Below are 25165 nucleotides of genomic sequence, written 5' to 3' on the forward strand. Positions count from 1 at the left end.
GGCCGGCCGAAATTAACCCTACACGATTAAGGTTAACGGAAATCGGAGCCGTCGACGACCTCCGACCGTCCATATTTTCCGCTTGCATCCGTCAAGATTTCCTGTACAAATCAGGAGGTCAACGCAACGGAGATGAGACATGCCTGAGTTCATCATGGAAGGAAAGGAACTCCCTGAGTTCCGCAAACTCGATAGCTTCACACAGGGCTACATCCAAGCCCTATTCTTCACCGAATGCGAGCCTAACACCACGGCGGACGCCGGACAGGTCGACGACTTCATTCGGCTCTGGGACCCGGAAACGCAATCGAGCCTCCCCGGCGATGTCGGTTTCGCCGATCTCGACGCCGACTCGCTGGCGCGGATCATCAAGGCCTGTCAGGAGTTCCAAGCGATCTACGAAGCGGACCTCGATACCGTCGACGGCTACGCCCATGGCCGACGCGGTGAGACATATTGCCGGGAACACGCCGGCCATGACTTCTGGCTGACCCGCAACGGCCATGGCGCTGGCTTCTGGGACCGCTACAAGTCCTCAGACGACCAGCCCGACGTGAAGGCGGCATTCGATCGCCTCAGCGATGCGGCCAAGGCCAAGGGCGAATGCTGGGCCACCTATGGCGATGACGGCAAGGTCTACCAGTCTTGACGTGATTCCGTCCCGGTGACCGGCGCGACGCCGGGCCGGGATCATGCAGAGCGCGCCGCAAGGTGTTTTATGCAAGCCGTGTTTTCGCTGATCCTATCGGGTCTATTCCTTTACATTCTATGGCCCTTGTGAGGCCGGGCCGGGGAACCTCCCCGGCCTTTCTTTTGCGCCGCGCCGGCCGTTAACCCTACACCATTAAGGTAAACGCCGCGCCGGCCGCGCGTTAACCTTGCTGCGCGCAACGGCTTGCATCTGTCCAGCGAATCTGTACAAATCAGGAGGTCAACGCAACGGAGTTTCACACAATGACCCGCAAGGAATTTGACCTGCACGGCTTCACCGCCGCACTCGCCGCCGTCCTCGGCGGCAAAGATCAGTCCAATTCAGACCATTCGATGACGCGGCTTAGCGTCATGACTGGAGCGGTGGAGATGAGCCTGCGCACCGGCTACGGCTCGACATGGAACAAGGTGACGATCTGCCCCTATTTTCCATGCCAGCAAGGCTTGAACCACTATGAGCAAATCAAGGTCGACTCGATAACCGTGACCGGCGATCGTGACATAGCGGCCGTGGCCAAGGACGTTAAGCGGCGCATTCTCGACGGCATCGAACCCAAGCTGGAGGAGGCGCGCGCCCGCGTCGCCGCCCGTGAGACGCTGAAAAGCAGCGTCGCCGAACGTGCGGCCGATTGGCAAAGGCGTTTCCCCGGACTGCAAGTGAAGATCAGCAGTGATGGAACGGGCGCAGATGTTTATTACAACCGCGCCGGCCGTTATCTCAACGGCTCAATGACCCGCGATGGTACGCTGAGTCTTCAGCGGGTGTCACTCGACGGGCCTGAGACCTCTGAGGCACTGCTGGCCTTACTGACCGCCGCGCCGCGTTGACATCTAAGCGCGGCAACGGCCGGGGATGAGCCAAGCTCTCCCCGGCCTTTTCACGCGTGCACCTGAGACCTGTTAACCATATCCGGGTAAGGTTAACGCCGTCCTAACGGGCCGGGACCCTTCGGAATCAAACTCCGGGCCTTTCGAATCGCTGGTTAACTTTATCTCCGCTTTTGTACAGTTTCGCTTGACTTGTCGCACTCCGGCCCTATCCTCGACCCTGTCAACGCAATGGAGTTCATGACATGGCCAAGGAAAAGTTTTTGATCATCGCCGAAAAGATGATTCCGGACTGTTTCGGTGTCTTCTCGGAGACCGCCAATTGCGCGGCGATCGACGCCGGCACCGCTGACCCGTCCGATCCTTATAGCTGGATCGAGGCGAGCTTCGAGATCAAGCTGGTGCGCTATCGCGAGGCCACCCACATTTGCAGCCTCACCCCGTCCGCTTATTATGTCTGGCTGCAAAACCAGTTTGTCGGCGAGCCGAACGCCGCGTGGGATCGCGATGGTGATCCTGAGGGTCTGGAGTTCGAAAACGGTGGCGAATGTCACGGCTATGGCACCTATCGCGATGAGTACGATCCGCGCTTCATTTGCGAGACCTTCACAATCGACACGATGAAGGACCTCCCCGATCCGATGCGCAAGCCGACCGTGCGCAACACCCTGTCACACCGCACCGACAAGGAACAGTCGGCGCTCGATCGCTATCACCGGGCAATCTGGAAAGCTGCCGAGGAGGCCGCGCGCGAGATGATGTGCAATAGTCTCTGGTGCGACATCCTGAACGTCTACACCTATCGCCAGTGGGAGCGCGACAAGCTGGAGGCCACACGGCGGCGATCATTGGATGAGTCCAAGCGTGCATGGATGAGCCTGTGATCAGCATGTGATGAGATCGCGGGCGCTTCATCCCTCCCCCCGGAGCCGCGCGCCTGCGAGACGCGGGGACCTCCCGCCGAGGTCCCGGCGTTTTCGTTTGCCGGCCGGCGTTAACCATACCGAGGTAAGGTTAACGGCTACGCCTGCCCGCGTTAACCAAAGATGCCGGGGACCCTTCGGAATCAAAGATAGGGCCTTGCTATTATTGCAGAATGCAATATTCTGATCTGGTCAACGCAACGGAGTTTTCACATGTCCATCGAAGTCGATACCGTCACTGCGCCGGCCTACTGGGCTTCAGCCCTGATCAATGGTGATGAGTCCGGCATGGAGGACCACGAGATCAAGGCAATGGAGATGTGGCTGAAAGGTCTCGGCGACTTCTACGTCGTCGACGTTGCCCGCGATGAGGCCGGGGAGTCGCAGGAGGCGCGCTTCACTTGGAGCTATGAACTGTATGGCGGCACGGCTCAAGGTGGAGACGTTCTCGACTATGTGGTGCACCGAATCGTCAAGCAGGAGGCCGGCGCGGCTTAGGCCGAGCCCTTTCCTATCGCTGATCTCGCTGGATGGCGGGAGCGCATGCAGAACCTGATCGAGGGCGGGCCGCGCAAGCGGCCCTTTCCTTGTGCGGCCGAGGCCGTTAACCTTGACCCGGTAAGGTAAACAAATGCACCGGCCGGCGTTAACCATGTTTCCGAATGGGCCTTGCATTTAATGCAGGATGCAATATTCTGCACTGGTCAACGCAACGGAGTTACGAAATGTCCATCACCCAGACCAAAGGCGCGATCATCGCAACCGGCGAGGGCGTCAGCGTCTTTCAGGCGATCACGATCAAGACCGCCCTGAAGCTCTACGCCAAGACAGGCATCAAGGCCAATCGGGCATACACGCCGAAGGCCATGATGACCATGGCCGAGAAGATCACGGGCCAGAAGTTCCGGGCACGGGATTACCTCGGCGCGGTCGCCGGGCTGGAGACGTGGATCGACGAGCGCAAGGAGGCAGGGGCGTAAGCCCCTCGACCTTGCCTAAAATTTTACCGAAATTTTTTACCGACCGTTAACCATACTCAGGTAAGGTAAACGAAAAGTTAACGCGACCGGCGCAGGTCGAGGCCGCGCGCCGGCCGCGTTAACGCGCCGTTAACCATGTCCAGAATAGGTCGACAAAGGCGCTTGCAATTCATGCAGGATGCACTAATCTCCGTCATGTCAACGCAACGGAGATTTGGTCATGAAAAAGAATGTTCTGCACTTCGGACTGGATAGCGGATTCAAGGCGATCGCCCGCGATCACAACGTGACTCGCCGGACTTTCAAGGGCGAATACGTCACGGTAAAGCCGAGCTTCGCCCGCGTCATCGTCGACGCGATCAAAAACATTTTCGGCCTTTAAGGAGGCCGAGAAATGAAGCCGATCCGCTTCGATATCATCGATCGCCACACTGGAAAGAAGGTCGGCGAGGCGACGACTCGGGCAGGGGCGAATCGCTCCGTTGATCGCCGCGATAACGCGTATGGCGCATATCGATACTCGGCAAAACCGATCTATGCCGAGGACAAGGCCGCGTAAGCGGCCTTTTCTTTTGCCGATCGAGGCCGTTAACCCGGCGTTAACCATGTCCAGAATGGGTTTACAATCGTCCTTGCAATTCGTGCCGAATGCAATATTCTGTCCTTGTCAACGCAACGGAGTAAGCAAAATGCGCTGCAAGATTTTCAATCTCTTCGAAGGCGAAATTCTTTTCCGAGTCGGCGAGGCGTTTCACGTCCAGTTGGACAACGGAATCGAAGTCAAGGTCGACGCGGCCGATGTCGATTTCTTCGCCTACATGCCGACGATCGAACTGGTCGAAGTTGTGGAGTATGTCGCGGCTTAGGCCGCGACATTTCAACCGAGGAGGTTTGAAATGCAGCCTTTCACCCTTTCGATCGAAACCGATGCTGGCACCTATCGGCACGGATTCCATCTCGGCACAATCGAGCGACTCGCGCGCGAACTGGCGGAGGAGATTTGTCTAAAGCGGAGGCCGCAACGCGGCACGCGAATCGTCACTGTCGCGCTTTGCCGCTTTGAGTCGATCGTCGACGTTTTCGACGGTAAAGACTGGTCAAATGCGCTGCTTTCCAAGTTCGCCGAGGAGGCCGCGTAAGCGGCCTTTTCTTTTGTTAACTCGGCGTTAACCATGGCGAGGAGTGGTTTACAAAAGGACTTGCGGCAATTCGTGCGGCATGCAATATTCACATTGTCAACGCAACTGAGGAGTCACCAAATGCGCCGCTATCATCGTCCTGAAATGCTCCGCCAAGCCGCCCGCGTCCTCGGGCTGAATCGCACGCGCGATGGCGATCTCCGCCCCATGGTTTATGCTCTCCGCATGCTGCCGCGCCTTAACACTCCTGAGGAGAATCAGCGACTCGATGCGGCCGTTTACGCAATGCGACATTGGACGGAATTTCAAAACTTGTGCGGCCGTGTTCGAACTGGTCGCGAAACACTCTAAAAGAAAGGCCGCGAAAGCGGCCTTTTTCTTTTACTGCACGCGATCGGCCGTCCTGCCGTCCAGAGGCGCGCCTGCACGCGATCGGCCGTCCTGCCGTCCAGAGGCGCGCCTGCACGCGATCGGCCGTCCTGCCGTCCAGAGGCGCGCCTGCACGCGATCGGCCGTCCTGCCGTCCAGAGGCGCGCCTGCACGCGATCGGCCGTCCTGCCGTCCAGAGGCGCGCCTGCACGCGATCGGCCGTCCTGCCGTCCAGAGGCGCGCCTGCACGCGTTAACCTCTTGTTAACCATGTCCAGTATTGGTTTACAAAAGGACTTGTGCCAAATCATGCGCCATGCAATAACACTCTTGTCAACGCAACTGAGGAGTTCAAGACATGGCCAGCCAAGTTTTCACCGTCACCGCAGAGTCCGAGGACTATCGCCCCTATCGCCTGACCTTCGTTCGTAGCAACTTCGGCGCTTTCCCCAAACTAACCAAAGTAGAGCGTCAGCAGGACAATGGCCGCAATACCTTCTGGACCCGTCATAACAATGCATGTCATGGTGAATTGCCCGGCATGATTGTGCAAGCAATCGCAATGCATAGGGATAGCCTACGGACCGCGCGCTAAGCGCGGTCCACACTACAAAGGCCGAAAGCGAAAGCTTTCGGCCTTTTTGCTTGAATGTTTCGGAAAATTTTAGTCAACGTCGACGGAGGGGACCCAAGGCCGTGGCCGGGGTGGGGTGGCCTACCGGCCCCTACTGTGTATGTAGTGGGTAACTAAAGTCGGAGGCGGACTTTAGCTCCGGGGACCCAAGGGCCGGGGACCCTTGCAGGGGCTAGGCTTTATTGGCAGCCCTACGCACCTTGATGCGCTCGGCAAGCTCCTGTGGTGACCTCTTCGGCTTCGCCGGCTTGTAGGGCCTCGCGATCGGCGTGAGTTCACCTTCAGCCGGCGCGACATCGGGCAGAGGTTCCCCTGCCCGCTTCAGACCGCAAAGTGCCTCCAGCGCCAGCGCGAAGGTTTTGGGCACTGGGACCTTCACCGTCATGTAGCGGTAGATCAGCGACAGGTCGCAGCCTAGCAGGTCCGACATCGGTCCGCGCCATTGCGGACCGAACAGGAACTCGCCCTTTGCCTCCAGATCGGCTGGCGAGAGGAAGGATTCGACGCGCTTGCTCATAGCTGATCCATCAGGCTCTTGTCGCCCCAGATGAACAGGACATCACCGACAAGCACGTCCAGATGTTGCCTTCTCGGATTGAACCCCTTCCCCTCAAGGCCGCGATACCAGCGCAGGGTCGCCTCGCGGTTTAGGTCCTTCTGCTTCCGCTTTCCGTCCTCGTCGCAAAATGCCACGCACTTGTGGATCGTGCCGTCGTGCTCGACCAGATCGAGAAGCGGAACGACCTCGATGTAGCCGCCCACGGCGGTTTGCATAAACTTCAGGTCAGGCGTCCGGTCGACCCAATCGCGAGTTTCGACCTCGCCAGTGGTCTTCACAGTCAGCGTTGTCAGTTTTGCCATGTCTGGTCCTCGGTTGAGGCTCCAGTGATATTGCATCTTGCACGAATTGCAACAGAAATTTTCGCACTGGTGTTTGCAACTTTTGCTTGACACCATGACAGCGTTTCTTTACCGCTTTGATCACTGGCGACCAAATCTCCTTATAGGGCCAGCGACAGAGGGCAGGCGCGGAGGAGTTCAGTTCCTTGTACTCCGCGTCTGCACTCAACCCGCTCCCTTGAAGACTACCGCCATGAAGTTTTGACGACTTGAAGTCGTGAAGTTTTGAAGACTTGAGGGCCTGACAACTAGAGGGCTCCACAACATGAGGCTGACTGGGGACAATGGCTGTAGGGGCAATCAGGATTTCGGAAGATGTGCTGCGCGTGTTGAGTGCAGCGGAGATCACTGGCAATGCACTGGCGCTGACCGGCCAGCTTGACCGCAAGCTCTACGAGCAGACCAACAAGGTGCTCGATGCCGCTGGCGGGAAGTGGAACAGGAAGGCCAAGGCGCATCTCTTCGACGGTGACGCGGCCGAGGCCATCGAGCCGATCATTCTGACTGGCGAGTACACCCGCACCAAGCAGGAGTTCGGCCAGTTCGACAGCCCGCCCGATGTCGTGCGCCGTGTGATCGAGCTTGCCGATATCCGGCCGGGCATGCTGGTTCTGGAGCCATCGGCCGGCGTCGGCAATCTGGCTCTCGCCGCCCACCACGAGGGTGGAATCGTCACGGCATGGGAGATCGATCCCAATCGTTTCGACAAGCTGAAGTCGCTCGACATCTGGAGCGAGACCGCCTGTCCCGTACTTGTCGACGCCCTCCAGCAGGACCCATATTTTGAATACGCGGAGCGGTTCGACCGGGTCGTCATGAACCCGCCGTTCGCTCGGCAGGACGACATTCGACACGTCATACATGCCGCCAATTTCCTGAAAGACGGCGGGAGACTGGTCGCGGTCATGTCCGCTAGCGTCCTGTTCCGCGACAATAAACTCACGACCGATTTCCGGGCCTTCGTCGAAGCGTGTGACGGAACGATCGAGCGCCTGCCGGAGGACTCCTTCAAGGAAAGCGGCACCTCCGTGAACACCTGCGTCGTGTCCTTCAACGTCTGAGGTCCCCGTGATCTTCGTCAAGCTCAAAAGCACGCTGACCTTGTGGGAGGAGACGGTCCAGCTACCGACTGTCCCACGCGTGGGCGAACGTCTCAAGCTCGTAGAGGATTCACACTTGAGGACGGTCACCGAGGTCGTGTGGGAGCCGAACGCTTCCCCGCGCGTCACCGTTTTCTATCGCTGAGGTCCCCATGCTCGTAATCATCGTAGAGCGCTTCCCCGAAAAAGGCGTCGCCAATTTCACGGGCATGAACCTGCCCGCCGTACCACGTGTCGGCGATCTGGTAGCGCTCAATGAGACCATGAAGATGGTCGAGAATGTGGCGTGGGGCGACGGCCTCGATCCTCAGGTCTATGTCAAGGACCAGCCGGCCGAGCCGTCTGCACTCAACCCAGACGCCGCCCAGTTGACCGGTGCCAAGGTCCTCAATCTAAAAATGCCCGGCAACGACGCCGACGCCGAGACGATCAGGGACTACCTGAAAGCTCTGCTCAAAGCCTTGTGGGCTGAGGGCGAGGGTTTCAGTGGTAAGCGTCCGTTCGGCAATTCCGGCTGGGAGTACGATCTGTATCAAGTGCTCGAAAAGATCGGGTTCACTGATCGGGCCGTGCAGAACGCCTTCATCTTCGAAGCCATCAAGGCCCTGTGAGGTATCCATGATCGTCGTCACCAAGGACACTGAACTGGAAAACGATCTGGTCCTCAAAATGGGCCAGAATCTCGACCCTGCCGTCGTGCAGGCTGCTGGCTCCGTGTCGGCCGCGATCAGCCTGAAGCGCATCGCCGACGTGCTGGATGAGTTCAGACCGGCGTTGAAGATCGCCAACATGATGGTCAACCAGATGATGGAAGAGGCCATGAAGGAGGCGGCGGATGCCGCGCTGAATCGGATGAGTGCAGAGATCACCAAGGGAGGAAAAGGTGAAAGCGTCCAAGCTGATTAAGCTCTTGGAGGAAGAGATCAAGCGCCACGGTGATCTGGAGATCGTCGGCGGATACATTTCCGACGATCGCCCGCCGCGTCGGATCGCTCCGGTCACTGACTTCGGCTACGAGCCCAAGCCCGGCGAGAAGGCGTCCGGCTTCTTTCTCGAAAGCTGAGCCCATGCAGAGCGTTCGAGAATGGTTGAAAATCGTCAACGTCTGCTACGGCAGCCTCGACGACTTCCCCGACGCACGAACCGTCCGCATCATGCGCGGGCAGGCGCTCAACTACATCGCCACGCAAGATCGCGTCATGGGCGAGATCAAGGACGACATCGGCCGCGCCGAGTATTTCGAGACCTTCGCCGCCGACATCTCCGAGGCCAAGAACCAGCTTGAGAAGCTGGACGACTGGCTGGCCAAGCGCGGACTGACGCCGTGAGTGACGCCGCTCCATACGCCAAAGGCGACCGCGTGAAATTCCTTTGCGACGGAAAACTGGCGACCGTCCGGCAATGCTGGAATGCGGTAGGTGGCTGGCGCGTCCTCGCTCAAGTCGATGACGAGCACCACACCCCGCATAAGGGTATGCGAGATTTCATGGCGACCGGCGTCGAACTCGCGCCGAACGTCACCTGCGACAACCATAGGAATCCTCCCATGAAGACCGAACAGATCACCGTAGACCTCGGCAAGGCGCTTCAGCAGTTGCAGTCCGATCCGTCGCTTGCGGACAAGATCACTCAGATCGTCGCGCCGATGATCCCCGACCTGATGAAGAATGATGCTCTTCTTATCACTCAGCTTCAGACCGAGGTCGCCCAACTACATCAGCGCTTGAAGGAACTGACCGAAGACCGTGATCGCCTGATCAATAAATGCAATCACCTGACGGAGCAGGTCGAGCGTGACCTTGACCGCGTGCGCTGGGACGCCAACCCGAGGCCGCTGTGAGTAGACTTAAAACACTGCTGAAGGAAGTCGTAGAGCGCATTAGCTTCAAGCTCGCTCTACCCGACTATCCGACGCTCCACAACGTCGAGGAGTGTGTCGGTATCTTCGCACGTGACTACTCGATGTTCACCGACTTCGTCCACGTGCGTCGAGTCCACTTGAAGCGCTTCAGCATCGTGCGCCGCGAAGAGTTTTTGATGACGCGTCAAGATTTTCTGACACTTTATGGCAACAGTCGCTGGAGAAAACTGTCGTGAGCACTCATCCAGTTGACCGCGTCCTCGACGGCTGGTTTGGTGAGAGCGTTGAAGACGCCGAAGAGGGCCTTCGGCGTCTAAAATTTCTTTACCAGCCGTTGCGCGACATGTTCGACAAGAAGAGACCGGAGCAGCCGGTCAAGTATGAGTTCCGGGTCGAGATGCGCAGGCTGCCTCTCGATCTTCTTGCCGAGGCCCTGACCAAGGATTCCGCCGCAGGCTGGCAGACCGTCTCCGTCACCACCGATTGGACCGGCAAGTCTCTCGTGTCCGTCGTCACACAGCAGCGCCGCGCCGGCTGACGGGCGTTCCTAACTTTTTGCGCCGTGAGTCCAGAAACGCTTGACAGGCAGTTAAGGCTTTCTTACCGTCAGGCAAATTGTGAGGGTGAAATGTTCGCTTTCCTGACCAGACACCAGTACGGCCTCGCACTCGCCGCAGCCATCGTCGCCTTCTTCGTATTCGCCACGCCAAGCTCGACGGTGACCGGCGTCCTGCTGTTCCTCCTGCTCTTGGCGGTCGCGATCTTCGCCCTGCTCAAGCGGGCCGGTGGTGATGACGACTGGTGGACGCCGGGTGGCCCGAGCCCACTCTGATTTCCGAGGACCCTATGAGCAAAGAGCCAATGGCTCCAGCCTATCTGGAGCACATCAACCACCTCACCCGCACGACCATGTTCATGGAGAACACCCGCGTCATGCTGCGGCGATCTGCCGAGTTGCTGGAGAGGTCGAAGATTGCCCTCCCCGATGACGGCCAGCTTCGGGCCGAGATCGAGGCGGAGCTTGCCGCCCTGCGCAAGACCGGCATGATCCCGCACCCGGCACCTGACTGGTCGAAGCTTGCTTCTGGTGGACCCGTGTCGCCGCCGCTGCGAACGCCTAAAGAGCCGGCCGTTGTCTCGAAGCCAACGGCTGCTGAGATCGTCAGCGTCATGATTTTTCGACTGCGCAGCGACAAGCGGATGCCACACATTCCCAGCAACGATGGTTGGGACGATCTCCTGCCGCTGCGCGAGCGTTTTGCGGAAATCCTTGAGGCCGAGAGGAACAAGGCCGAGCAGGCGGTCATCAAATACACCCTACGGACGTATTTTGTCGGCCGCGTCACGGCTTCGATCACGCCGTGGGAGCGCGACAACTCGTTCTCCCACATCAGCGCGGGCTCGATCCATGAACTGGTGAGGTGGACCTTCTCCTCGGTTGCCGACTCCACCCAGCCCTATCCGATCGACGGCGGGTTGAAGGAGCAGGTCCGCGTGCCCGAGGCGGCGCAGTCGGCGTTCGAGACAGTACGGCGCGAACTGGAAGAGAAGGCCAAGCAACATATTGCCGAGGCCCAGCGCCGCGAGATGGAGCGTCGCGAGACGCTGCCGTTCGATCCGAACGCCAAGGGCGAGCCCTACACCGAGGCTGAGATTCGCGAGATGACTTCGTGAAGCTCTGCACCCACCATCACTATGGCTGGCGCTCGCACAGCGCCGGCATGGAGCCCTTCGACGAAGCGGCGCTGATGTCGGCTCTGCACTCAACCCACACTTTCCTCAAGCACTACGAAGGAAAGTACCGGGCCGAGATCGTGAAGACCCCGCAGTGCAACTTCGACGGACAAGTCATCGTCTACTGGGATAGCGACGAGGTCAAGCAGCTTGTCGGCCGCTCGTTTCTGAGCAAGGGCGACCACTGGTTCAAGGCCTTCAACTTCAACTTCGTCGACGACTTCGCCTGCCGGTACTGCGGCGGGACCGGCGTCGACCATTACAACCCATTAGTCTTCTGCTGGAACTGCGACGGGACCAAGAAACAGGTCCGCACGACTCGGCCGCGAGACTACGAGCCGATCAGGAGGCCAGTGTGACCACGTCCTTCGTCAACATCGTATTCGGTCCACCGAAGGTTGAGAACGGCGTTGTCGTCGTACCCTTCCGGATCAACCTCACGGACGACATCGCAGAGGGTCCGGTCGACGAAGTAATCACCGCGTCCAACGGATTCGCCCTGACGCTCCAGACGATTGCGAAAGGTCGTGACGCCATCCGCGACTGCGTCGAGGAATGCTTCGAGGAGCGCCGACATGATTGGGGTGCGATCACATTCAACCGCTACCGCGACGCCATGGTCGAGCACCTTACCACACTCGATCTCAGCAGATTTGCGGCTCCGCAATGGGCCTCGGCCCATCCTCAGCATCCAAGAGTGCAATGATGTACGACGAAGTAGACCTCGACGAAGACGCGCTGCCGATGGCTCCGCCCGACATCTGCGGATGTTGCGGCGATCCCCTGCCGCTCGATTGCGAATCTCCTTTTTGCGAGGAGTGTGAAGAAAATCTGGACAAACTCGATGCACATTGATGTCCTGACCCTCCTCGAAGCGGCCGTCGTGGTGATCAGCCTATCGGCGATCGGCGTCTGCGGAGCCGTGGCGCTTCGCGAGCAGATGCGACGGGTGAATATCAAATGGACCTGACGCATTGGGCAGTCTTCCTCGCGGCCGTCGCTTGGGCCGTGTGGGTGCGCCGGCTTTGGTTCTCGAAACCAGCCAAGGATGACCCACCGCAGTGGTGGATGATCAAGGGGACAATCCGATGACGTTCACACTTTCTATCGACTGGTGGCTGCTGCCGCTGGCTGCCTCGGTGGCGGTCTGGATTTGGTTCTTCGTGGCGACCGCTGGAGAGAACATGAGAGGGTACGGCGGAGACATCGTCGGCCTGATCTGCGGCGGATTGGCCGTCGTCATCACCCTCACGGTCTGGCTGCTCTACTGCATCTATCTGATGGTGTCCGGCAGCCCGTAATCACAGGTCCGAAGGTGCTCTACGGACGCAGGGGAGCCGAAACCCAAAGCAGGCACCAAAACGGCGATCCTTGGAACCTCGTGGTGGATTGATGAAGCCACGAGTTGAAGGGGAGCAAGGGTGATGAGCCCTCGGCGCGCGGCCGGCGCGCTTCATCTGGCTAGGACCTCGCCAGAACCGGTCTGATTTTCACTGGACAAGGAAGAGCAAACATGAGCGACGAAAACACCGAGAACTCCCAGACCGTGGCCGCTGGCCAGTTGCGCGCCCTGATCGAGCGCATCGAGCGGCTGGAGGAAGAGAAGCAGACGATCGCCGACGACATCAAGGACGTGTACGGCGAGGCACGTGGGACCGGATTTGATGTCAAGGCCCTGCGCACCTTGATTCGTATGCGCAAGAAGGACTCGGCCGAGAGGCAGGAAGAGGAAGCGATCCTCGACCTCTACATGTCCGCGATCGGGATGGAATAGCCATGAAGTGGGATGACGCTCACAAAGTAGAATCGCTATTCAAGGAGCGTCATCGCCTTCTGGAGCAGTGGACTCATGTCGAGGCTGGCGGGTTCGACACCACGATCTACGGTCAATGCGTGATCGACCGGATGGCGGTGGAGCATCGGGAGATGATTAAGCAGGCGCTTATCGGCTACCTCGACGGCGTGATCTCCGACATCGACACCCAGCTTGCCGCGCTTGGCGTCACGATTACGTCGGAAGAAGAATGAAGCACGTCGACGTTACAGCCTTTGTCGTGATCGCCATCATCATCTCACTGATGGGCGCGATCGCTGCTGTTGGTGATCGGGAGGGGAGGCAGTATTCCCCTCCCGACCGGGTGGCTGATGATTGGCAGGGAGTTCAGCCACCGAGGCTTGGTATCGGCATGACGATGACCGGTAAACCGGGCATCGAGGTCGCGCCGGGCGTCATCATGAATATGGACGGAGAACTGTGGATTGGGAGCGGGTTTTGAGTGTGATCTTCGGTCGCTCGACCGGCTCGGGAATGATCGGACCTAATCCTTCCTTGACGAACTTCGGAATGCGGAAGTAGGTCGACTTCGGATCGACCTTGAGTTCGCCGCGCCCGCGCCTGTGATCGCCGTCCTTCTTGCCAGTCTTGATCCGCTTGACCACGGCCGCGACCGCCTTCCAGTAGACGTAGGTCTCAGTCCCCTCGACATGAAAAAGAAGCCGCTCTTGGATAAACCCGAGAGCGGCTTCTGGCGTTCCATGGCGATCGATGAGAAATCGGGCCTTAACTCCGGCGTCTCGCGACGGAGGGTCTTCCCTCTCGAAGACCTCCGTCTCCAACTTCCTCCCGGAGAGCCTGTTCGGCTTCCTGACGACCTGAACCTGCATGTGCATTCCTCCTGTACGGGAGGGAATGTAGAGAAAGACTCGCCGTCGTCAACATTCTCTTTTGAGCCGTTTTTCGAAATCGGTGGACTTTCTGTCAAGAATATCTTTACAATGCCACAAATTTCCTTGACAGCGTCGCGGTTTTATGAGTGCGCACCCACTAGACAATGATCCCGGCCTCGAAGCCGGCACGCTGAGCCGGCTGCGGACGCACCGCAACCCGACCACGCTCGTTACCTATCCGGTGTGGGCTCACCCGGAGGTCCACTACTGGGCCGAGACGTGGCAGATGATTCGCGACTGCTGCCTCGGCGAGCAGGAGGTCAAGGACAAGCAGGACCTCTACCTCCCGCCGCTCGACGAGATGACCAACAAGGAATATCTCGACTATCTGGAGCGCGCCGTCTTCTTCAACATGACCGGCCGCACGGTCTCCGCCCTCACCGGCATCGTTTTCCAGCGCCGCGCCAAGGTTAGCGGCCTCGACAAGAAGCGCGAGGCCGGCTTCAAGATTCCGTCGCGCGACAATCTCACCTTCGATTCCTTCCTCAAGAAGGTCTGCCGCGAACTGATCTCGATGGGCCGCTACGGCGTCCTCGTCGACATGGATCAGAAGCCGGGCGTGGCCGGCGTGACCGCCTTCCCGTACTTCACCGGCTACAAGGCCGAGGACATCCTTGACTGGGTGATCACCAAGATCGACGGCAAGCTCGTGCCGACCGAGGTCGTGCTGCGCGAGATGGCCGAGAAGCCGCGTGAGTTCGGCAAGGCGCGCGAGGCCCAGACCATCGTGCGCCGGCTGACCCTCGAATGGTCCGAGGAGCGCGGCAACTGGGTGTACAGTCAGTACGTCTATGAGGTCGACAACATCCACACCGATCTCAACACGGTACTTCCCGAAAAGATCACGCCGACCCGCAACGGCGCACCCTTCAATCGCATTCCGTTCCGATTCTTTGGCGCACTCGAAAACACCTGCGAGGTCGATCGCAGCCCGCTTTCCGATATCGCCGCCCTGAACGTTTCCCACTACCGTTCGTACGCCCAGCTTGAGCATTCCCGGCACTACACGGCGATGCCTGTCTGGTATGCGCAGGTGCCGGCCGGCCAGTCCGAGCGCACCTACCGCGTCGGGTCCGGCACCGTGTGGGAGTGCGCGCCCGGCGAGAAGCCCGGCCTGCTCGAAATGAACGGCCACGGCCTCAACGGCCTGATTGCCGCCTGTGAGCAGAAGGAAGACCAGATTTCCGCACTCGGTGGTCGCCTTATGTCGGGCAAGACCCGTGCCGTCTCCGAGAGTGACAACAGCCTGCGCCTCAAGGAAGGCAACGAGCGCTCGATCCTCCTCAACATCGTGTTCTGCGTCAACGAAGGCATGAGCGATCTCCTGAAGCTCTGGGCGCACTGGTCCGGTCAGGACAAGATCGACGACATCGAAGTTGAACTGAACACCGAGTTCCTGACCGACCAGCTTGGCGCGCGCGAACTTCGTGCTGTGTACGCCATGTATGTCGACGGCGTCGTTCCGGTCACCGTCCTTCATCACTATCTCCAGAAGGCCGAGGTTGTGCCAGACTGGATGGAGGTCGACCAGTTCAAGGCGCTCCTCGACGACGAGTCCGAGTTCAAGAACCAGCCGGACGTGATCGCCAAGATGAAGGGTTTCGCGACCGCCAAGGATCGCGTCGCCAAGAATCAGACGAACCGCCAGATGCGCCTCACCGAGAAGCAGGTCGAGGCCAGCATCGCCCAGATGGAGGAGGACGCTCGGTCGACCAAGACCTACGAGGACTTGGACGCCGAGAAGAACGAGATCGCGTGGGAGCAGCTTGCGATCTCGCAGCAGCAGGCCGACCAGCAGGTCGAGATCGCCAAGGAGAACGCCAAGGCGAAGGCCCAGCAGGCAGCACAACGTCCCGCAGCACCAAAGAAGCCGGCCGGATGATGCGCCGCCAGATCATAGTAGCGGCCTTCGTCGCCTACATCGCGGTCTCTGACCTGTTCGGCAGTCTTTCTGCGTGGATCGAAAGCATCTGGAACAAGGACAAGAAGACTCGATGAGTCGGAATAACAGACTCCCACGGAACCCACTGATCATTGATCCGGATGATTGTGATCCACTATTCGACGACATACTGGACGATGAACAGGAACTTCGCGACGATCGCGGCGCATTCGATGTCCTCCCGACCGGGGCAAAGCGCAGAAAACCGATCATCCATGACGATTTTTGAGCCGTTGTCAAGAAAAACTTGACGAATACGTCGAGAAAATTGTAACATTCGAAATCATCGGAGGACGGTGTCCTCGCGATCTTTTCCCGACACAACCCAATGAAAGCGAGATCGGTGATCTATGCCTGAACTGTTTTTTGATACGCTCGACGCACTTCCGGAGGAACTGCGAGAGGGTGCAACGACCACCGAAGATGGTCGTGTGAAGATCAACGTTGTCGAAGCGACGAAGCTCAAGGAGTTCCGCGACAACAACATCAAGGTCGTGAAGGAGCGCGACGACCTCGCAGCCCTTCTCGGTAAGGCCAAGGACATCATCGGCAACGATGACTTCGAGGCTGCGGCCAAGGACATCGGCGACCTGCGCGGCATTGCCCAGCGCGTCAAGGATGGCCAGTTGGTTGAGAACAAGGGCCTCGACGAGGCCATTCAGGAACGCACGAAGACCATGCGCGAAGGGCTGGAAGCCCAGATTCGGCAGCACGCTACCGAGAAGGACGCATGGAAGACGAAGTTCGAGCAGGCCGATGGACGACGCCGGCAGGGTGTTGTGGATCGAGCCATCGCGTCGCTGGCCGTCGACGAGACCATCGGGATGCACCCGACTGCGCTCGCCGACATTCAGGTTCGCGCTCGCAGCGTCTTCGAGGTCGATGACAATGACGGACTGACGCCGAAGAGGAACGGCGAGGTCCTGTACGGTGGCGACGGCGCGACGCCGATGTCGATCAAGGAGTGGGTGAACGTCCTGCGCGACGAGGCTCCGCACTTCTTCAAGGGATCGAGCGGTGGCGGATCAGGCGGCGATGGTAACGGGTTCCGTGGCAAGTCGGCAAGCGACATCGCCAAGATGGACCCGATGACCAAGCTGCGTCTGGCAAACGGCGAGCTTTAATTTTCATAGGCTGGATGTCCAGAATTACTGGACATCCGCCCGCAGGTTTCAAGCCCAGAGCACCACGGGGTGGAGCGCGGGCGGTCACTGCACCGCAACAGCGGAGCTTTGGCCAAACCCGCTCCGGAGACGGACTGACCGGAGCACTCAAACCACTCAGTCCTGAACCAAACAGCAACCGAGGAGATATCCATGGCTGTTACCCTGTTGGAGGCATCCAAGCTGGTTTCTGGCGACGTGAAGCGTCAGGCCATCATCGAGATGTTCCCGCGCAACTCTGACCTTCTGGCGGCTATGCCGTTCATCAACGTCAGCGGCGGCGCATACGTCTACAACCGTGAAGGCAAGCTGCCGGGCGTGGCTTTCCGTGGCTTCAATGAGGGCTACACGGAGTCGACCGGCGTCATCAATCCGGAGAGCGAAATCCTTCGCATCGCCGGTGGTGAACTCGACGTTGACACGGCCATCATCAAGACCCGTGGCTCGGGCGTCCGCTCCTCGCAGGAGGCGATGAAGGTCAAGGCGAAGGCGCTCTACCTCGCCGACAAGCTCATCAACGGCGACTCCGAGGCTGATCCTCGCGAGTTCGACGGCCTGCGCAAGCGTATTGCCGGCGCTCAGCTTTTCCAGCCGACGATGGCTCAGAACGCCTCTGGCGCACTCTCGCTGGAAGTGCTCGACGCCGCGATCGACGCGGTCGACAGCCCGACCCATCTCGTCATGTCCAAGGCGCTTCGTCGTAAGCTGACCAAGGCTGCGCGCGAGAACAAGGGCGGCGAGATCACCTACACGACCGACTCCTTCGGCCGTCAGGTGACGCAGTACAACGACCTGCCGATCCTCATGCCCGATGTCAACGACCTCGGCCAGCGGATCATCGACTTCAACGAAACCGGCGTTGACGCCGCGCCAAGCACGACCTCGCTCTACGTCGTGTCGCTCGGCGAGGACAAGATCGTCGGCCTCCAGAACGGCATCATGGAAGTCCGTGATCTGGGCGAACTCCAGTCGAAGCCGTGCTACCGCACGCGAGTCGAGTGGCTGGTCGGCCTCGCGGTTCTCCACGGTCGTGCGGCAGCCCGCATCGCCTCCATCACCAACGCGGACTTCACCGGCTAATAACGGAGCGCTTCGGCGCTCCCCCACCGCCTGTGACCCACAACCATTGAGGACCTGAAAATGGGCATGAACTCCAAGAACCGCTTCGTCCCGGACGCCGCATTCTGCCTGCGTGACGCTGACGCTGCTGCAATCTCTGCCGACCTTGCGATCAAGGCCGGCGAACTGAAGACCCCGCTCGGCGCGGTCTGGAACGCTGAGGTCGCTGACGGCGACGTGGCGATCAAGATCAAGGCCTCGGACATGGATACCACGACTGCTGACGAGACCTACGCGGTCAGCGTCATCACGTCGGAGAGCGCGGACATGTCCGCTCCGGTCGTCCACGAGACCAAGACGCTGGTCGCCGGCTGGGCCAACGAACTCCTCGTCGACCAGCACGCCCTCGCCTACCGTGCGCCTTCGCACAAGTATTGGGGCGTCCAGATCGATGTCGGCGGCACCACGCCTTCGGTCAAGGCCGAGATTTACGTCCTGCCGAACTCCGGCAAGGCCGTCTAATCCACCCACCTATCAGTCGGTTCGGCCGGGGTAACCCGGCCGGATCGATCCTGTCCGACTCCCGACGCGAGATTACCTCATGAGTGCACCGACATACGCCGTCCGCAATCCCGAGACCGGCGACATCATCCCGAATCTTTCTTGGGCCAACGCCTCCGAACAGGTACGCCTCTATGGCAAGGAGTGGGTCCACGACTACCCGGAAGTCCTGAAGAAGGCACAGGAAGAGGCCCGCAAGAACTCCAATACCGAAGGCAACACGCGCAAGCTGTCGCCCGAGGAAGAGGCCAAGATCAATGCCCCGGACATGTTCGCCGCCGCTCAGGTTGCGGTCGCTGGACTGGCCGAGATGGGTTCGAGCGATTTGGCCGACCTGACCCGCGAGGAGCTTTTCGAGATGGCCGAAGATAAGTACGGCCTGAAGATCGACAGGCGTACGGGTCATGCGAAACTGGTCGAGGCGATCGAGAAGGCGCGCGCCGCAGAACCTGCCGCTGACGCTGCCGAGACGACCGAAGAGACCTCCGTCGAGGAGTAAGTGCATGGCGCACTACAGGATGGTTTGGTCGCCCGAGGGCGTACCGTTTGAAGTGACGCCGGACAAGGCGGATGATCTGGTCCTGAACAAGGGCTGGTTCAACTCCAAGCCGGTGTATGAGTCCGTAATCGTCGGGGACGAGAAGGCACCTGAACCGCCCCGCAGGGGCAAGAAGTTCACCCCTGAGCCCTCGTGACGTAGGAGGGCGTGAGGAGTCCTCAAATGTCCTTCTTCCGAGGGTCTTTTTCGAGCATTGGCGAGGCGCTGAAAACCATCAGCCTCGCCATTGCCGTTTTGGGAGCCATGTTGTCCGGCATCAGCTACGTCTATGGCACTCTGTCGGCGCAGAGCGCAATGGCCTCGGACCTGTCGAAGCTCAATGAGCGGGTGATGGTGATGGAGGAGGCCGGGAAGGATGCGAAGCTCTGGATGTATCGAGTCGAGCAGACTGAGATCGGCGTATCGGCGGCAAACCAAAAACTCGACCGGGTCGAGAGTGCTCTTCAGGACCTCCGGGTTGTGATCGAGGGCAAGCGCGCGAGCAAGTGAGACCTCCGAGGTCGGAGTTAGAAACACTCCGTTTCTAAGTTCTTCTTGCAAGTTTTTCTGTCATGTGTACTGCTGGTGATAAGGCCGAGTGCGGTCGACACCAAACCAAAAGAAGCGGGACACGGGCGGGCATTCTGGATGAAAGCTGCGGCATCTTCAATCGTTATCGAAGAAGACGAGTACGAGGTACTAGAGTTCAAATGGGCTTTGGCGATGGGCGAGGTCCACACCGAAGCAGGTAATCTCGTGGTCAGGGGGATTTCTGACGCGAGCGACGTGATCGAGGCGATTGACGACCTCGATGCGCTCATTGCAAAGCTCCAGCGCGTCAAAAGTGAGCTTCAGAAGTGTGGCAGTAACATTGATGGAACTTTCGGACGTGTTCGAGGCGGAGTCCCCGCCGACCTCGAAGCCCTCGAAGCGAGAACAGCGTAAAGCTGACAAGGAAGCGAGACGCCCCAAGCCGTTGGAGGCGAGAAACCTTCGGCAGAAGGAACTCATTCAGCAGCTTAACGCATTCCCGGTCGTCATTGCCTTGGGGCCGGCCGGCTCGGGAAAGACTTACGTAGGGGCGCGTCACGCCCTCGATCGACTGCTCCGCAAGACGATCGACCGGATCATCATCGCGAGACCTTCTGTGTCGGCTGCGCGGCACAGAATGGGCTTCCTCCCCGGCGACGGGGACAAGAAGATGAAGCCTTGGCTTGTCCCGATCGTCGACGCCTTCAAGGAGGGAACCTCCGGAGCCGAGGTCGACAGGTTGACAGCCACGAAGCAGATCGAGGTCCTACCGTTCGAGCATATGCGTGGACGCACCGTCAAAGACGGCGTCTTCCTCCTCGATGAGGCGCAGAACTGTACGCTGGCCGATCTGGAAATGTTCCTGACCAGAATCGGCGACAATGCGCAGGCGATCATCTGCGGCGATCCCGACCAGTCCGACATCGGTCGCGACAGCGGCTTGCGAACCATCGCCGAGATGGTTTCCCGACACGGTCTGAACGCAGGCATCACTTTTTTCCGAGAGGAAGATGTGGTGCGCTCCGCGACGGCCAAGGAGTGGGTCATGGCGTTCGCGGCAGAGCGTTCTCACCTGAGCCCCGGTCCTGATTTTTCGGGCGATTGGCGTCCAGCGTTTCTGGACAAGGGAGTGGAAAATGGTCGACCTTGTGGTTGAGGATGGCAGCATCGTAGCCGGCGCGAACACCTATGTGGATGTTCCGTGGGCTGATGCGTATCTCGCAATCGACCCTCATGCCGGCCCGATCTGGGCCGGCTTCGACGACGAGCGCAAGACCATGCTGCTCGCCTACGCGACGCGCTGGATCGACGAGAACGTCATCTGGTACGGCCGCAAGGTCGAGAAGGACCAGCCGCTCGCGTGGCCGCGCCACGGCATGCACGACGGCGAATATCCCGTCGCCTCCACCATCATCCCGGAAGCGCTCAAGCGCGCGGTGGCGCTCGCCGCCGTGTTCCTGCATCAGGAAAACCCGACCGAACTCGCCGAGGCGGTCGGCATCAAGCGCTTCCGCAACGATACGATCGAGATCGAGTTTCAGGACGGAGTCACCCAGAAGGCGACGCCGGACTGGTTGTCGCGCCTTCTGCGGGTCTTCGGCACCGGGCCGGGCGATCGCGGATTCAAGCCGATCACGCGGGTGCGCTGATGAATCTCGGCAGCCTCGCAAAGGTCCTGATGCGAAAGACGGTGGCGCTCTCCGGCGATGCGGCCAAGGACGTGTCCTTGGTCCTCATTACCGGGACAGCCTACGATGTCGCGACCGGCGAACCGGTCACCACTGTCGAGATCGTGCCCCTCGGCAAAGCGCTCTTCGGCGCGATCAGCGAGGCGGAGTCTGCCAAGTACAAGGTCGCCGCCACCAGCCACAAGGCCGTCATTCCCATGCTAAACTGGCAGGCGAGCGGCGCGCGCATGCTAGAGACCTCGGATCGTATCCTTGTTGGTGCTGACGAATGGCTGGTCGAGAAGGCGGTCATGGACTCCGTCGAAGCCTCACTCATCGTCTTCATGTGCAGGCCCTGACATGTACACGTCCAACATCGACGAGATCATCGCACGCCTGTCCAACGTTCCGGCCGACATCGAGAAGCGTGTCTCCCGGATCGTTATGAAGGTGGTGCACGAGATCGACATGCGCATCCATCCGAAGACGCCGGTCTGGTCTGGCGCGGCCGTGCGCAACATGATCTGGACGAGGGGCAAGCCAAACCAGACGGAGTTCGATCCGGTCGGCTCGGACGGAACCGGTGAGCAGAACCGCGCCGCGAACACCGCTGCCGCGCGACAGAGCTTGCATGCTTTGACATTCGACAAACCCTTCGCGGTCTACTATCTCACCAACAACGCCAAGCACATCCGTGGACTGGAGGCGGGCCTTCTGCCCTATCCGGGCAAGCATCCCGTCGATGGTATGTTCGGCATGACCTATGCAGAGGTCGTGGCAAAGCTCGGGAGCCTCTGATGAACGTCGACATCCTTGATCACGACCACTTCCGCCAGCTTGTCGAGGACAAGGTTCTCGGTGCCGTGCAACAGCATGCGTCGGAATATCCTGTCCAGATCAGCAACAACCCGTTCAAGCAGCCGAAGGACAGTAAGTGGGTCTCGCTGGTGATCAAGAGTGGTGAGAGCGTGACGCGCTCGCTCGGCAAGAAGTTCATCGAGCGCACGCCGGGCTTCGTCCAGATCGACATCATGCACCCGGCCGAGACCGGCCACGCCGCGCCGAAGAAGCTCGCTCACAAGCTCGCCGCGTCGCTCTACCCGAACAAGTTCGCCTACGCCACGGTCACACAGGCGAATTTCTGGAAGAAGCTGGTCGACGAAGCTCCGACCACTGGTTCCTACTTCCGGATCATGGCGCGGGTGTTCTTCTGGTACGATGGATTTGTCGAACGCCAGTCTTGAGGCGCTGCAATGTTTTGAGCCGTTTGTCAAGAATTTCTTGACGCCTTAGCCTGCTTTATCTATCATTCGCCTACACAGGATGAGTGGGACTCGTCCTTACCAATCCCATTCGTTCTGTAGGAGAATGCCATGGCGGGCACTTTCGCCGATTCCAATCGCGCGTCCCTTCGTTACATCGCTGAAGACTCTGCTGCATGGGGCGTGACGCCGGCCAACGGATCGCCGCGCGAAATGCGCATCACCGGGTCGCAGCTTGCACCGCAGAAGGAGACGCGGACTTCCGACGAGCTTCGTTCGGACCGCATGGTGCCGTCGATCGCCGAGGTCGGCGCGAGCGCCGAAGGCGAGATCAACTTCGAACTGTCGGCCGGCGCTATCGACGACTTCCTCGCGGCCTTCGTGTACGGCCTGTGGAGCCGTCCGATGACCTTCGACATGTTCAAGGGCAAGGCGGTCTCGATCAAGGCAGCCGACCAGATCACCATCGGGGGCGATGTTCAGCCCTACCTCACGGTTGGCCGGACCATCAAGACCGAAGGCTTCCTCAACCCTGCCAACAACACCTACGCGTCCATCTCGGCCGTGGCCTACGCTGGCGGCGTCACCACCATCACCGTGACCAGCGCTGCCTTCGTCGCGGAGGCCGGAAACGACTTCTGCCGCGTCCTCGACGCCAATGACGTTCTGGTCCTCAAGGATACGAACATTCGTTTCGGCACGGACGGCGCGTCGACGATCGATTCCAACGCCAACAACGCCTTTGCTGCCGCGATTGCAGCGGGCCAGTTGAAGATCGGTCAGAAGATTCACGTCGACGGCCTCGGCTTCGAGACCGGCTCGGTCACCATCACCGGGGTTCCGGGTGCCGGCACCAACGTCGTCGTCTCGGACGGTGTCAATCAGAAGACCTTCCAGTGGGGCGGTGTCGTCCCGGCCGGTGTGGTCGCCATGGCTGCCGGCGCTGATGCTACCGAGGCCGGCGACAACCTCGTCGCGGCCATCATGGATCAGGTCTCGCGCGGCAATCTTGCGCTCAAGGCAGTGAACGCGGTCGGTGTCGTCACGATTACCAACCTCGAAGAGACTTCCGGTGGCGCGATCGTCAAGGGCGCTGACCCGTCCAATGCTGTCGCCGTCGCCAACTTCGCAGGCGCGGTCAACTCGATCCGTGGAATCTTCACCATCACGTCGGTTTCCGACGACGTGCTTGGCGTCAGCCCGGCTCCGGCGACCAACGACAACGTCGGCGGCGCGACCATCACCGTCAAGGGCTCGATGCTGCGCAACCCGTCGAACGTCAACGACTTCATTCGCCAGTCCTTCACTGTCGAAACTTCGTTCGAGGACGTGAATCAGCACTTCGTCGCGACCGGCCTGCGCGTCGGCACCTTCGAACTGAGCATGGAATCCGGCGAAATCTCGACCGGCTCGATCTCGATGATGGGTCGTGCCATGGAACGTCGCAAGACGCAGACCTCGCTTCTGCGCAATGCGCCGTACACGCCGAAGGACGCGCCGGCCCACGATGTCATGAACGCGACCTCGAACGTCGGCAATCTGGCGATTGACGGCGTGGCGGGTGCTGCCTTCCTCCAGTCGATCTCGATTTCCGGCGACGCTTCGCTGCGTGAGCAGCGCGCGGTCGGCAACAAGTACGCCGTTGGTATCGGCGTCGGTCGCTTCCAGTTGACCGGCTCGTTCTCGGCCTACTTCGAGACCGGTGAACTGTTCGACAAGTTCGTCGATCACGACACGATCAGCCTGTCGTTCTTCTACCACGACAACCAGCGCAACCGCTACGACTTCACGATCCCTGCGATCAAGCTGACGGCGGACCCGGTTGCTCCGGAAGGCATCGATCAGGACGTGATCGAGGCGATCGAGTGGGAAGCTCAGCGCGACCCGGCGACCGCCTGCATGATCCAGATCGACCGCTTCTCGTCGACCATGCCAGCAATGGCTTGATCTGGTTGTCCAGATTTTCTGGACATCCAGTACATAAAGGAGCCCGACATACTCCTGCGCTTTTGCGCGCGCGAAACGGGGCCGGACTTTGTCGGGAGGTCCGGCCCCACCCCATCCCGAACCCCGACAGGTGAAATATGGCACGTTTTTCTGACAACTATTCCCACGACAAGACCGCAGCGGAAGAGGGCACTTGGGCTCCGATCGGCGGCGGCATCGAAGTCAAGGTCCGCTCGTTCGAGTCCGCTCACACCCGCGCCCTCCGCAAGAAGCTGAATGAGCCCTATGCGGCGCTGCTGCGCCTCGGCAAGGACATTCCCGAGGACGACCAGAACGAAATCTTCATCAAGCTGATTTCGCACTCCTCGATGATCGACTGGAACCTCACCGAGGGGACCGGCGAGAAGGATGCCAACGGCAAGGAGATCGAGCGTCCGATCCCGTTCTCGGCCGAGATCGCCGAGAAGTACCTGCGCGACGAGCCGCAGTTCCTTCGTGACGTGATCACGGTCCTGACCTCCACCGAGACGTTCAAGAAGCGCGCTCGGGAACTCGACGCAAAAAACTTCTAAACTGGCTGGCTCGGAGTT

46 protein-coding genes are annotated in these 25165 nt (G+C 59.8%); 43 read left to right on the top strand and 3 right to left on the bottom strand.

What is annotated here, in order from left to right; genetic code table 11:
* The first annotated feature begins 139 nt into the window (after positions 1-139).
* From HUI96_RS09425 to HUI96_RS09470, 10 genes are all read left to right on the top strand, one after another.
* Positions 140-649 carry a hypothetical protein gene (locus HUI96_RS09425; protein ID WP_188254386.1) on the top strand — a complete coding sequence of 170 codons (510 nt, stop codon included), beginning with the start codon at positions 140-142 and terminating at the stop codon, positions 647-649.
* 305 nt (positions 650-954) lie between these two features.
* Positions 955-1539, top strand: coding sequence for a hypothetical protein (locus tag HUI96_RS09430; protein ID WP_188254387.1), 585 nt, complete (start codon positions 955-957; stop codon positions 1537-1539).
* Positions 1540-1784: 245 nt separating this feature from the next.
* Positions 1785-2423, top strand: a complete 639-nt coding sequence (locus HUI96_RS09435) for a hypothetical protein (protein WP_188254388.1) — start codon at positions 1785-1787, stop codon at positions 2421-2423.
* Between the two features lie 252 nt (positions 2424-2675).
* Positions 2676-2960, top strand: a complete 285-nt coding sequence (locus HUI96_RS09440) for a hypothetical protein (protein WP_188254389.1) — start codon at positions 2676-2678, stop codon at positions 2958-2960.
* A gap of 227 nt (positions 2961-3187) precedes the next feature.
* On the top strand, positions 3188-3442 hold the full coding sequence (locus HUI96_RS09445; RefSeq protein WP_188254390.1) for a hypothetical protein: 255 nt from the start codon (positions 3188-3190) through the stop codon (positions 3440-3442).
* Between the two features lie 220 nt (positions 3443-3662).
* Positions 3663-3824 carry a hypothetical protein gene (locus tag HUI96_RS09450; RefSeq protein WP_188254391.1) on the top strand — a complete coding sequence of 54 codons (162 nt, stop codon included), beginning with the start codon at positions 3663-3665 and terminating at the stop codon, positions 3822-3824.
* 12 nt (positions 3825-3836) lie between these two features.
* Positions 3837-4001 carry a hypothetical protein gene (locus HUI96_RS09455; protein ID WP_188254392.1) on the top strand — a complete coding sequence of 55 codons (165 nt, stop codon included), beginning with the start codon at positions 3837-3839 and terminating at the stop codon, positions 3999-4001.
* 130 nt (positions 4002-4131) lie between these two features.
* Positions 4132-4308: a hypothetical protein gene (locus tag HUI96_RS09460; RefSeq protein WP_188254393.1), complete on the top strand. Its 177-nt coding sequence runs from the start codon at positions 4132-4134 to the stop codon at positions 4306-4308.
* A 30-nt stretch (positions 4309-4338) separates the two neighbouring features.
* Positions 4339-4581: a hypothetical protein gene (locus tag HUI96_RS09465; protein ID WP_188254394.1), complete on the top strand. Its 243-nt coding sequence runs from the start codon at positions 4339-4341 to the stop codon at positions 4579-4581.
* Positions 4582-5307: 726 nt separating this feature from the next.
* A complete protein-coding gene (locus tag HUI96_RS09470) occupies positions 5308-5544 on the top strand; it encodes a hypothetical protein (protein ID WP_188254395.1) in 237 nt (78 codons plus the stop codon).
* Positions 5545-5755: 211 nt separating this feature from the next.
* Here HUI96_RS09470 and HUI96_RS09475 read toward each other — a convergent pair whose 3' ends face one another.
* A complete protein-coding gene (locus HUI96_RS09475) occupies positions 5756-6100 on the bottom strand; it encodes a hypothetical protein (RefSeq protein WP_188254396.1) in 345 nt (114 codons plus the stop codon).
* On the bottom strand, positions 6097-6444 hold the full coding sequence (locus HUI96_RS09480) for a DUF3846 domain-containing protein (protein WP_188254397.1): 348 nt from the start codon (positions 6442-6444) through the stop codon (positions 6097-6099). Before HUI96_RS09480 ends, HUI96_RS09475 begins: the two co-directional genes overlap by 4 nt.
* A 323-nt stretch (positions 6445-6767) precedes the next feature.
* Between HUI96_RS09480 and HUI96_RS09485 the strand changes: the two genes are divergently transcribed.
* The 18 genes from HUI96_RS09485 to HUI96_RS09565 all read left to right on the top strand — a co-directional run bounded on the left by HUI96_RS09485 (position 6768) and on the right by HUI96_RS09565 (position 13454).
* Entirely contained in the window at positions 6768-7544 is a 777-nt protein-coding gene (locus tag HUI96_RS09485) for a methyltransferase (protein WP_210320108.1), read from the top strand.
* A 191-nt stretch (positions 7545-7735) separates the two neighbouring features.
* Entirely contained in the window at positions 7736-8194 is a 459-nt protein-coding gene (locus HUI96_RS09490; protein ID WP_188254398.1) for a hypothetical protein, read from the top strand.
* A 7-nt stretch (positions 8195-8201) separates the two neighbouring features.
* Positions 8202-8489 (top strand): hypothetical protein, encoded by a 288-nt coding sequence (locus HUI96_RS09495; protein WP_188254399.1) that lies wholly within the window; start codon positions 8202-8204, stop codon positions 8487-8489.
* Positions 8467-8646, top strand: a complete 180-nt coding sequence (locus HUI96_RS09500; RefSeq protein ID WP_188254400.1) for a hypothetical protein — start codon at positions 8467-8469, stop codon at positions 8644-8646. Before HUI96_RS09495 ends, HUI96_RS09500 begins: the two co-directional genes overlap by 23 nt.
* Positions 8647-8650: 4 nt before the next feature.
* Positions 8651-8911 carry a hypothetical protein gene (locus HUI96_RS09505; protein ID WP_188254401.1) on the top strand — a complete coding sequence of 87 codons (261 nt, stop codon included), beginning with the start codon at positions 8651-8653 and terminating at the stop codon, positions 8909-8911.
* Positions 8908-9423, top strand: a complete 516-nt coding sequence (locus tag HUI96_RS09510; RefSeq protein WP_188254402.1) for a hypothetical protein — start codon at positions 8908-8910, stop codon at positions 9421-9423. The genes HUI96_RS09505 and HUI96_RS09510 overlap by 4 nt, the downstream gene beginning before the upstream one ends.
* Positions 9420-9680 carry a hypothetical protein gene (locus tag HUI96_RS09515; protein WP_188254403.1) on the top strand — a complete coding sequence of 87 codons (261 nt, stop codon included), beginning with the start codon at positions 9420-9422 and terminating at the stop codon, positions 9678-9680. The genes HUI96_RS09510 and HUI96_RS09515 overlap by 4 nt, the downstream gene beginning before the upstream one ends.
* Entirely contained in the window at positions 9677-9982 is a 306-nt protein-coding gene (locus HUI96_RS09520) for a hypothetical protein (RefSeq protein ID WP_188254404.1), read from the top strand. The genes HUI96_RS09515 and HUI96_RS09520 overlap by 4 nt, the downstream gene beginning before the upstream one ends.
* Before the next feature lie 90 nt (positions 9983-10072).
* Positions 10073-10276, top strand: a complete 204-nt coding sequence (locus HUI96_RS09525; RefSeq protein WP_188254405.1) for a hypothetical protein — start codon at positions 10073-10075, stop codon at positions 10274-10276.
* 14 nt (positions 10277-10290) lie between these two features.
* Positions 10291-11118, top strand: a complete 828-nt coding sequence (locus tag HUI96_RS09530; RefSeq protein WP_188254406.1) for a hypothetical protein — start codon at positions 10291-10293, stop codon at positions 11116-11118.
* The gene (locus HUI96_RS09535) at positions 11115-11537 is read left to right on the top strand and encodes a hypothetical protein (protein WP_188254407.1); all 423 of its coding nucleotides are present in this window, start codon (positions 11115-11117) and stop codon (positions 11535-11537) included. Before HUI96_RS09530 ends, HUI96_RS09535 begins: the two co-directional genes overlap by 4 nt.
* A complete protein-coding gene (locus tag HUI96_RS09540; protein ID WP_188254408.1) occupies positions 11534-11884 on the top strand; it encodes a hypothetical protein in 351 nt (116 codons plus the stop codon). The genes HUI96_RS09535 and HUI96_RS09540 overlap by 4 nt, the downstream gene beginning before the upstream one ends.
* Complete coding sequence (locus tag HUI96_RS09545) at positions 11884-12033, top strand: hypothetical protein (RefSeq protein ID WP_188254409.1); 150 nt, start codon at positions 11884-11886, stop codon at positions 12031-12033. The genes HUI96_RS09540 and HUI96_RS09545 overlap by 1 nt, the downstream gene beginning before the upstream one ends.
* Complete coding sequence (locus HUI96_RS29845) at positions 12023-12148, top strand: hypothetical protein (RefSeq protein WP_273033167.1); 126 nt, start codon at positions 12023-12025, stop codon at positions 12146-12148. The genes HUI96_RS09545 and HUI96_RS29845 overlap by 11 nt, the downstream gene beginning before the upstream one ends.
* A 118-nt stretch (positions 12149-12266) precedes the next feature.
* Complete coding sequence (locus tag HUI96_RS09550) at positions 12267-12479, top strand: hypothetical protein (RefSeq protein WP_188254410.1); 213 nt, start codon at positions 12267-12269, stop codon at positions 12477-12479.
* A 212-nt stretch (positions 12480-12691) separates the two neighbouring features.
* The gene (locus HUI96_RS09555) at positions 12692-12952 is read left to right on the top strand and encodes a DUF2312 domain-containing protein (protein WP_188254411.1); all 261 of its coding nucleotides are present in this window, start codon (positions 12692-12694) and stop codon (positions 12950-12952) included.
* Positions 12953-12954: 2 nt separating this feature from the next.
* Positions 12955-13206 (top strand): hypothetical protein, encoded by a 252-nt coding sequence (locus tag HUI96_RS09560; protein WP_188254412.1) that lies wholly within the window; start codon positions 12955-12957, stop codon positions 13204-13206.
* Positions 13203-13454 carry a hypothetical protein gene (locus tag HUI96_RS09565; RefSeq protein ID WP_188254413.1) on the top strand — a complete coding sequence of 84 codons (252 nt, stop codon included), beginning with the start codon at positions 13203-13205 and terminating at the stop codon, positions 13452-13454. Before HUI96_RS09560 ends, HUI96_RS09565 begins: the two co-directional genes overlap by 4 nt.
* Here the strand turns inward: HUI96_RS09565 and HUI96_RS09570 are convergent.
* Complete coding sequence (locus HUI96_RS09570; protein ID WP_188254414.1) at positions 13411-13842, bottom strand: hypothetical protein; 432 nt, start codon at positions 13840-13842, stop codon at positions 13411-13413. The two genes, HUI96_RS09565 and HUI96_RS09570, sit on opposite strands and share 44 nt — an antisense overlap.
* Before the next feature lie 145 nt (positions 13843-13987).
* Here HUI96_RS09570 and HUI96_RS09575 point away from each other — a divergent pair, with 145 nt between their 5' ends.
* The 15 genes from HUI96_RS09575 to HUI96_RS09645 all read left to right on the top strand — a co-directional run bounded on the left by HUI96_RS09575 (position 13988) and on the right by HUI96_RS09645 (position 25147).
* Entirely contained in the window at positions 13988-15787 is a 1800-nt protein-coding gene (locus HUI96_RS09575; RefSeq protein WP_188254415.1) for a DUF4055 domain-containing protein, read from the top strand.
* A gap of 410 nt (positions 15788-16197) precedes the next feature.
* Positions 16198-16971 (top strand): hypothetical protein, encoded by a 774-nt coding sequence (locus HUI96_RS09580; protein ID WP_188254416.1) that lies wholly within the window; start codon positions 16198-16200, stop codon positions 16969-16971.
* Positions 16972-17163: 192 nt separating this feature from the next.
* Positions 17164-18090 carry a major capsid protein gene (locus tag HUI96_RS09585; RefSeq protein WP_188254417.1) on the top strand — a complete coding sequence of 309 codons (927 nt, stop codon included), beginning with the start codon at positions 17164-17166 and terminating at the stop codon, positions 18088-18090.
* Between the two features lie 66 nt (positions 18091-18156).
* Entirely contained in the window at positions 18157-18591 is a 435-nt protein-coding gene (locus tag HUI96_RS09590) for a hypothetical protein (protein WP_210320109.1), read from the top strand.
* Between the two features lie 79 nt (positions 18592-18670).
* Complete coding sequence (locus HUI96_RS09595; RefSeq protein ID WP_188254419.1) at positions 18671-19129, top strand: hypothetical protein; 459 nt, start codon at positions 18671-18673, stop codon at positions 19127-19129.
* Between the two features lie 4 nt (positions 19130-19133).
* A complete protein-coding gene (locus tag HUI96_RS09600; protein ID WP_188254420.1) occupies positions 19134-19325 on the top strand; it encodes a hypothetical protein in 192 nt (63 codons plus the stop codon).
* 26 nt (positions 19326-19351) lie between these two features.
* Positions 19352-19678 (top strand): hypothetical protein, encoded by a 327-nt coding sequence (locus tag HUI96_RS09605; protein ID WP_188254421.1) that lies wholly within the window; start codon positions 19352-19354, stop codon positions 19676-19678.
* Positions 19679-19816: 138 nt separating this feature from the next.
* Positions 19817-20113, top strand: a complete 297-nt coding sequence (locus HUI96_RS09610) for a hypothetical protein (RefSeq protein ID WP_188254422.1) — start codon at positions 19817-19819, stop codon at positions 20111-20113.
* Positions 20043-20855 carry a PhoH family protein gene (locus HUI96_RS09615; RefSeq protein ID WP_188254423.1) on the top strand — a complete coding sequence of 271 codons (813 nt, stop codon included), beginning with the start codon at positions 20043-20045 and terminating at the stop codon, positions 20853-20855. Before HUI96_RS09610 ends, HUI96_RS09615 begins: the two co-directional genes overlap by 71 nt.
* Positions 20836-21348 (top strand): DnaT-like ssDNA-binding protein, encoded by a 513-nt coding sequence (locus tag HUI96_RS09620; protein ID WP_188254424.1) that lies wholly within the window; start codon positions 20836-20838, stop codon positions 21346-21348. Before HUI96_RS09615 ends, HUI96_RS09620 begins: the two co-directional genes overlap by 20 nt.
* Complete coding sequence (locus tag HUI96_RS09625; protein ID WP_188254425.1) at positions 21348-21725, top strand: hypothetical protein; 378 nt, start codon at positions 21348-21350, stop codon at positions 21723-21725. Before HUI96_RS09620 ends, HUI96_RS09625 begins: the two co-directional genes overlap by 1 nt.
* Position 21726: 1 nt before the next feature.
* Positions 21727-22164 carry a hypothetical protein gene (locus tag HUI96_RS09630; protein WP_188254426.1) on the top strand — a complete coding sequence of 146 codons (438 nt, stop codon included), beginning with the start codon at positions 21727-21729 and terminating at the stop codon, positions 22162-22164.
* Positions 22164-22610, top strand: coding sequence for a phage tail terminator-like protein (locus HUI96_RS09635; protein WP_188254427.1), 447 nt, complete (start codon positions 22164-22166; stop codon positions 22608-22610). The genes HUI96_RS09630 and HUI96_RS09635 overlap by 1 nt, the downstream gene beginning before the upstream one ends.
* A gap of 129 nt (positions 22611-22739) precedes the next feature.
* A complete protein-coding gene (locus HUI96_RS09640; protein ID WP_188254428.1) occupies positions 22740-24575 on the top strand; it encodes a phage tail tube protein in 1836 nt (611 codons plus the stop codon).
* Between the two features lie 137 nt (positions 24576-24712).
* Positions 24713-25147: a hypothetical protein gene (locus HUI96_RS09645; RefSeq protein WP_188254429.1), complete on the top strand. Its 435-nt coding sequence runs from the start codon at positions 24713-24715 to the stop codon at positions 25145-25147.
* The last annotated feature ends 18 nt before the right edge of the window (positions 25148-25165 follow it).

Origin of the sequence: Pseudaminobacter soli (ex Zhang et al. 2022) (genome assembly GCF_014595955.1) — a bacterium.
GTDB lineage: Bacteria > Pseudomonadota > Alphaproteobacteria > Rhizobiales > Rhizobiaceae > Kumtagia > Kumtagia pseudosoli.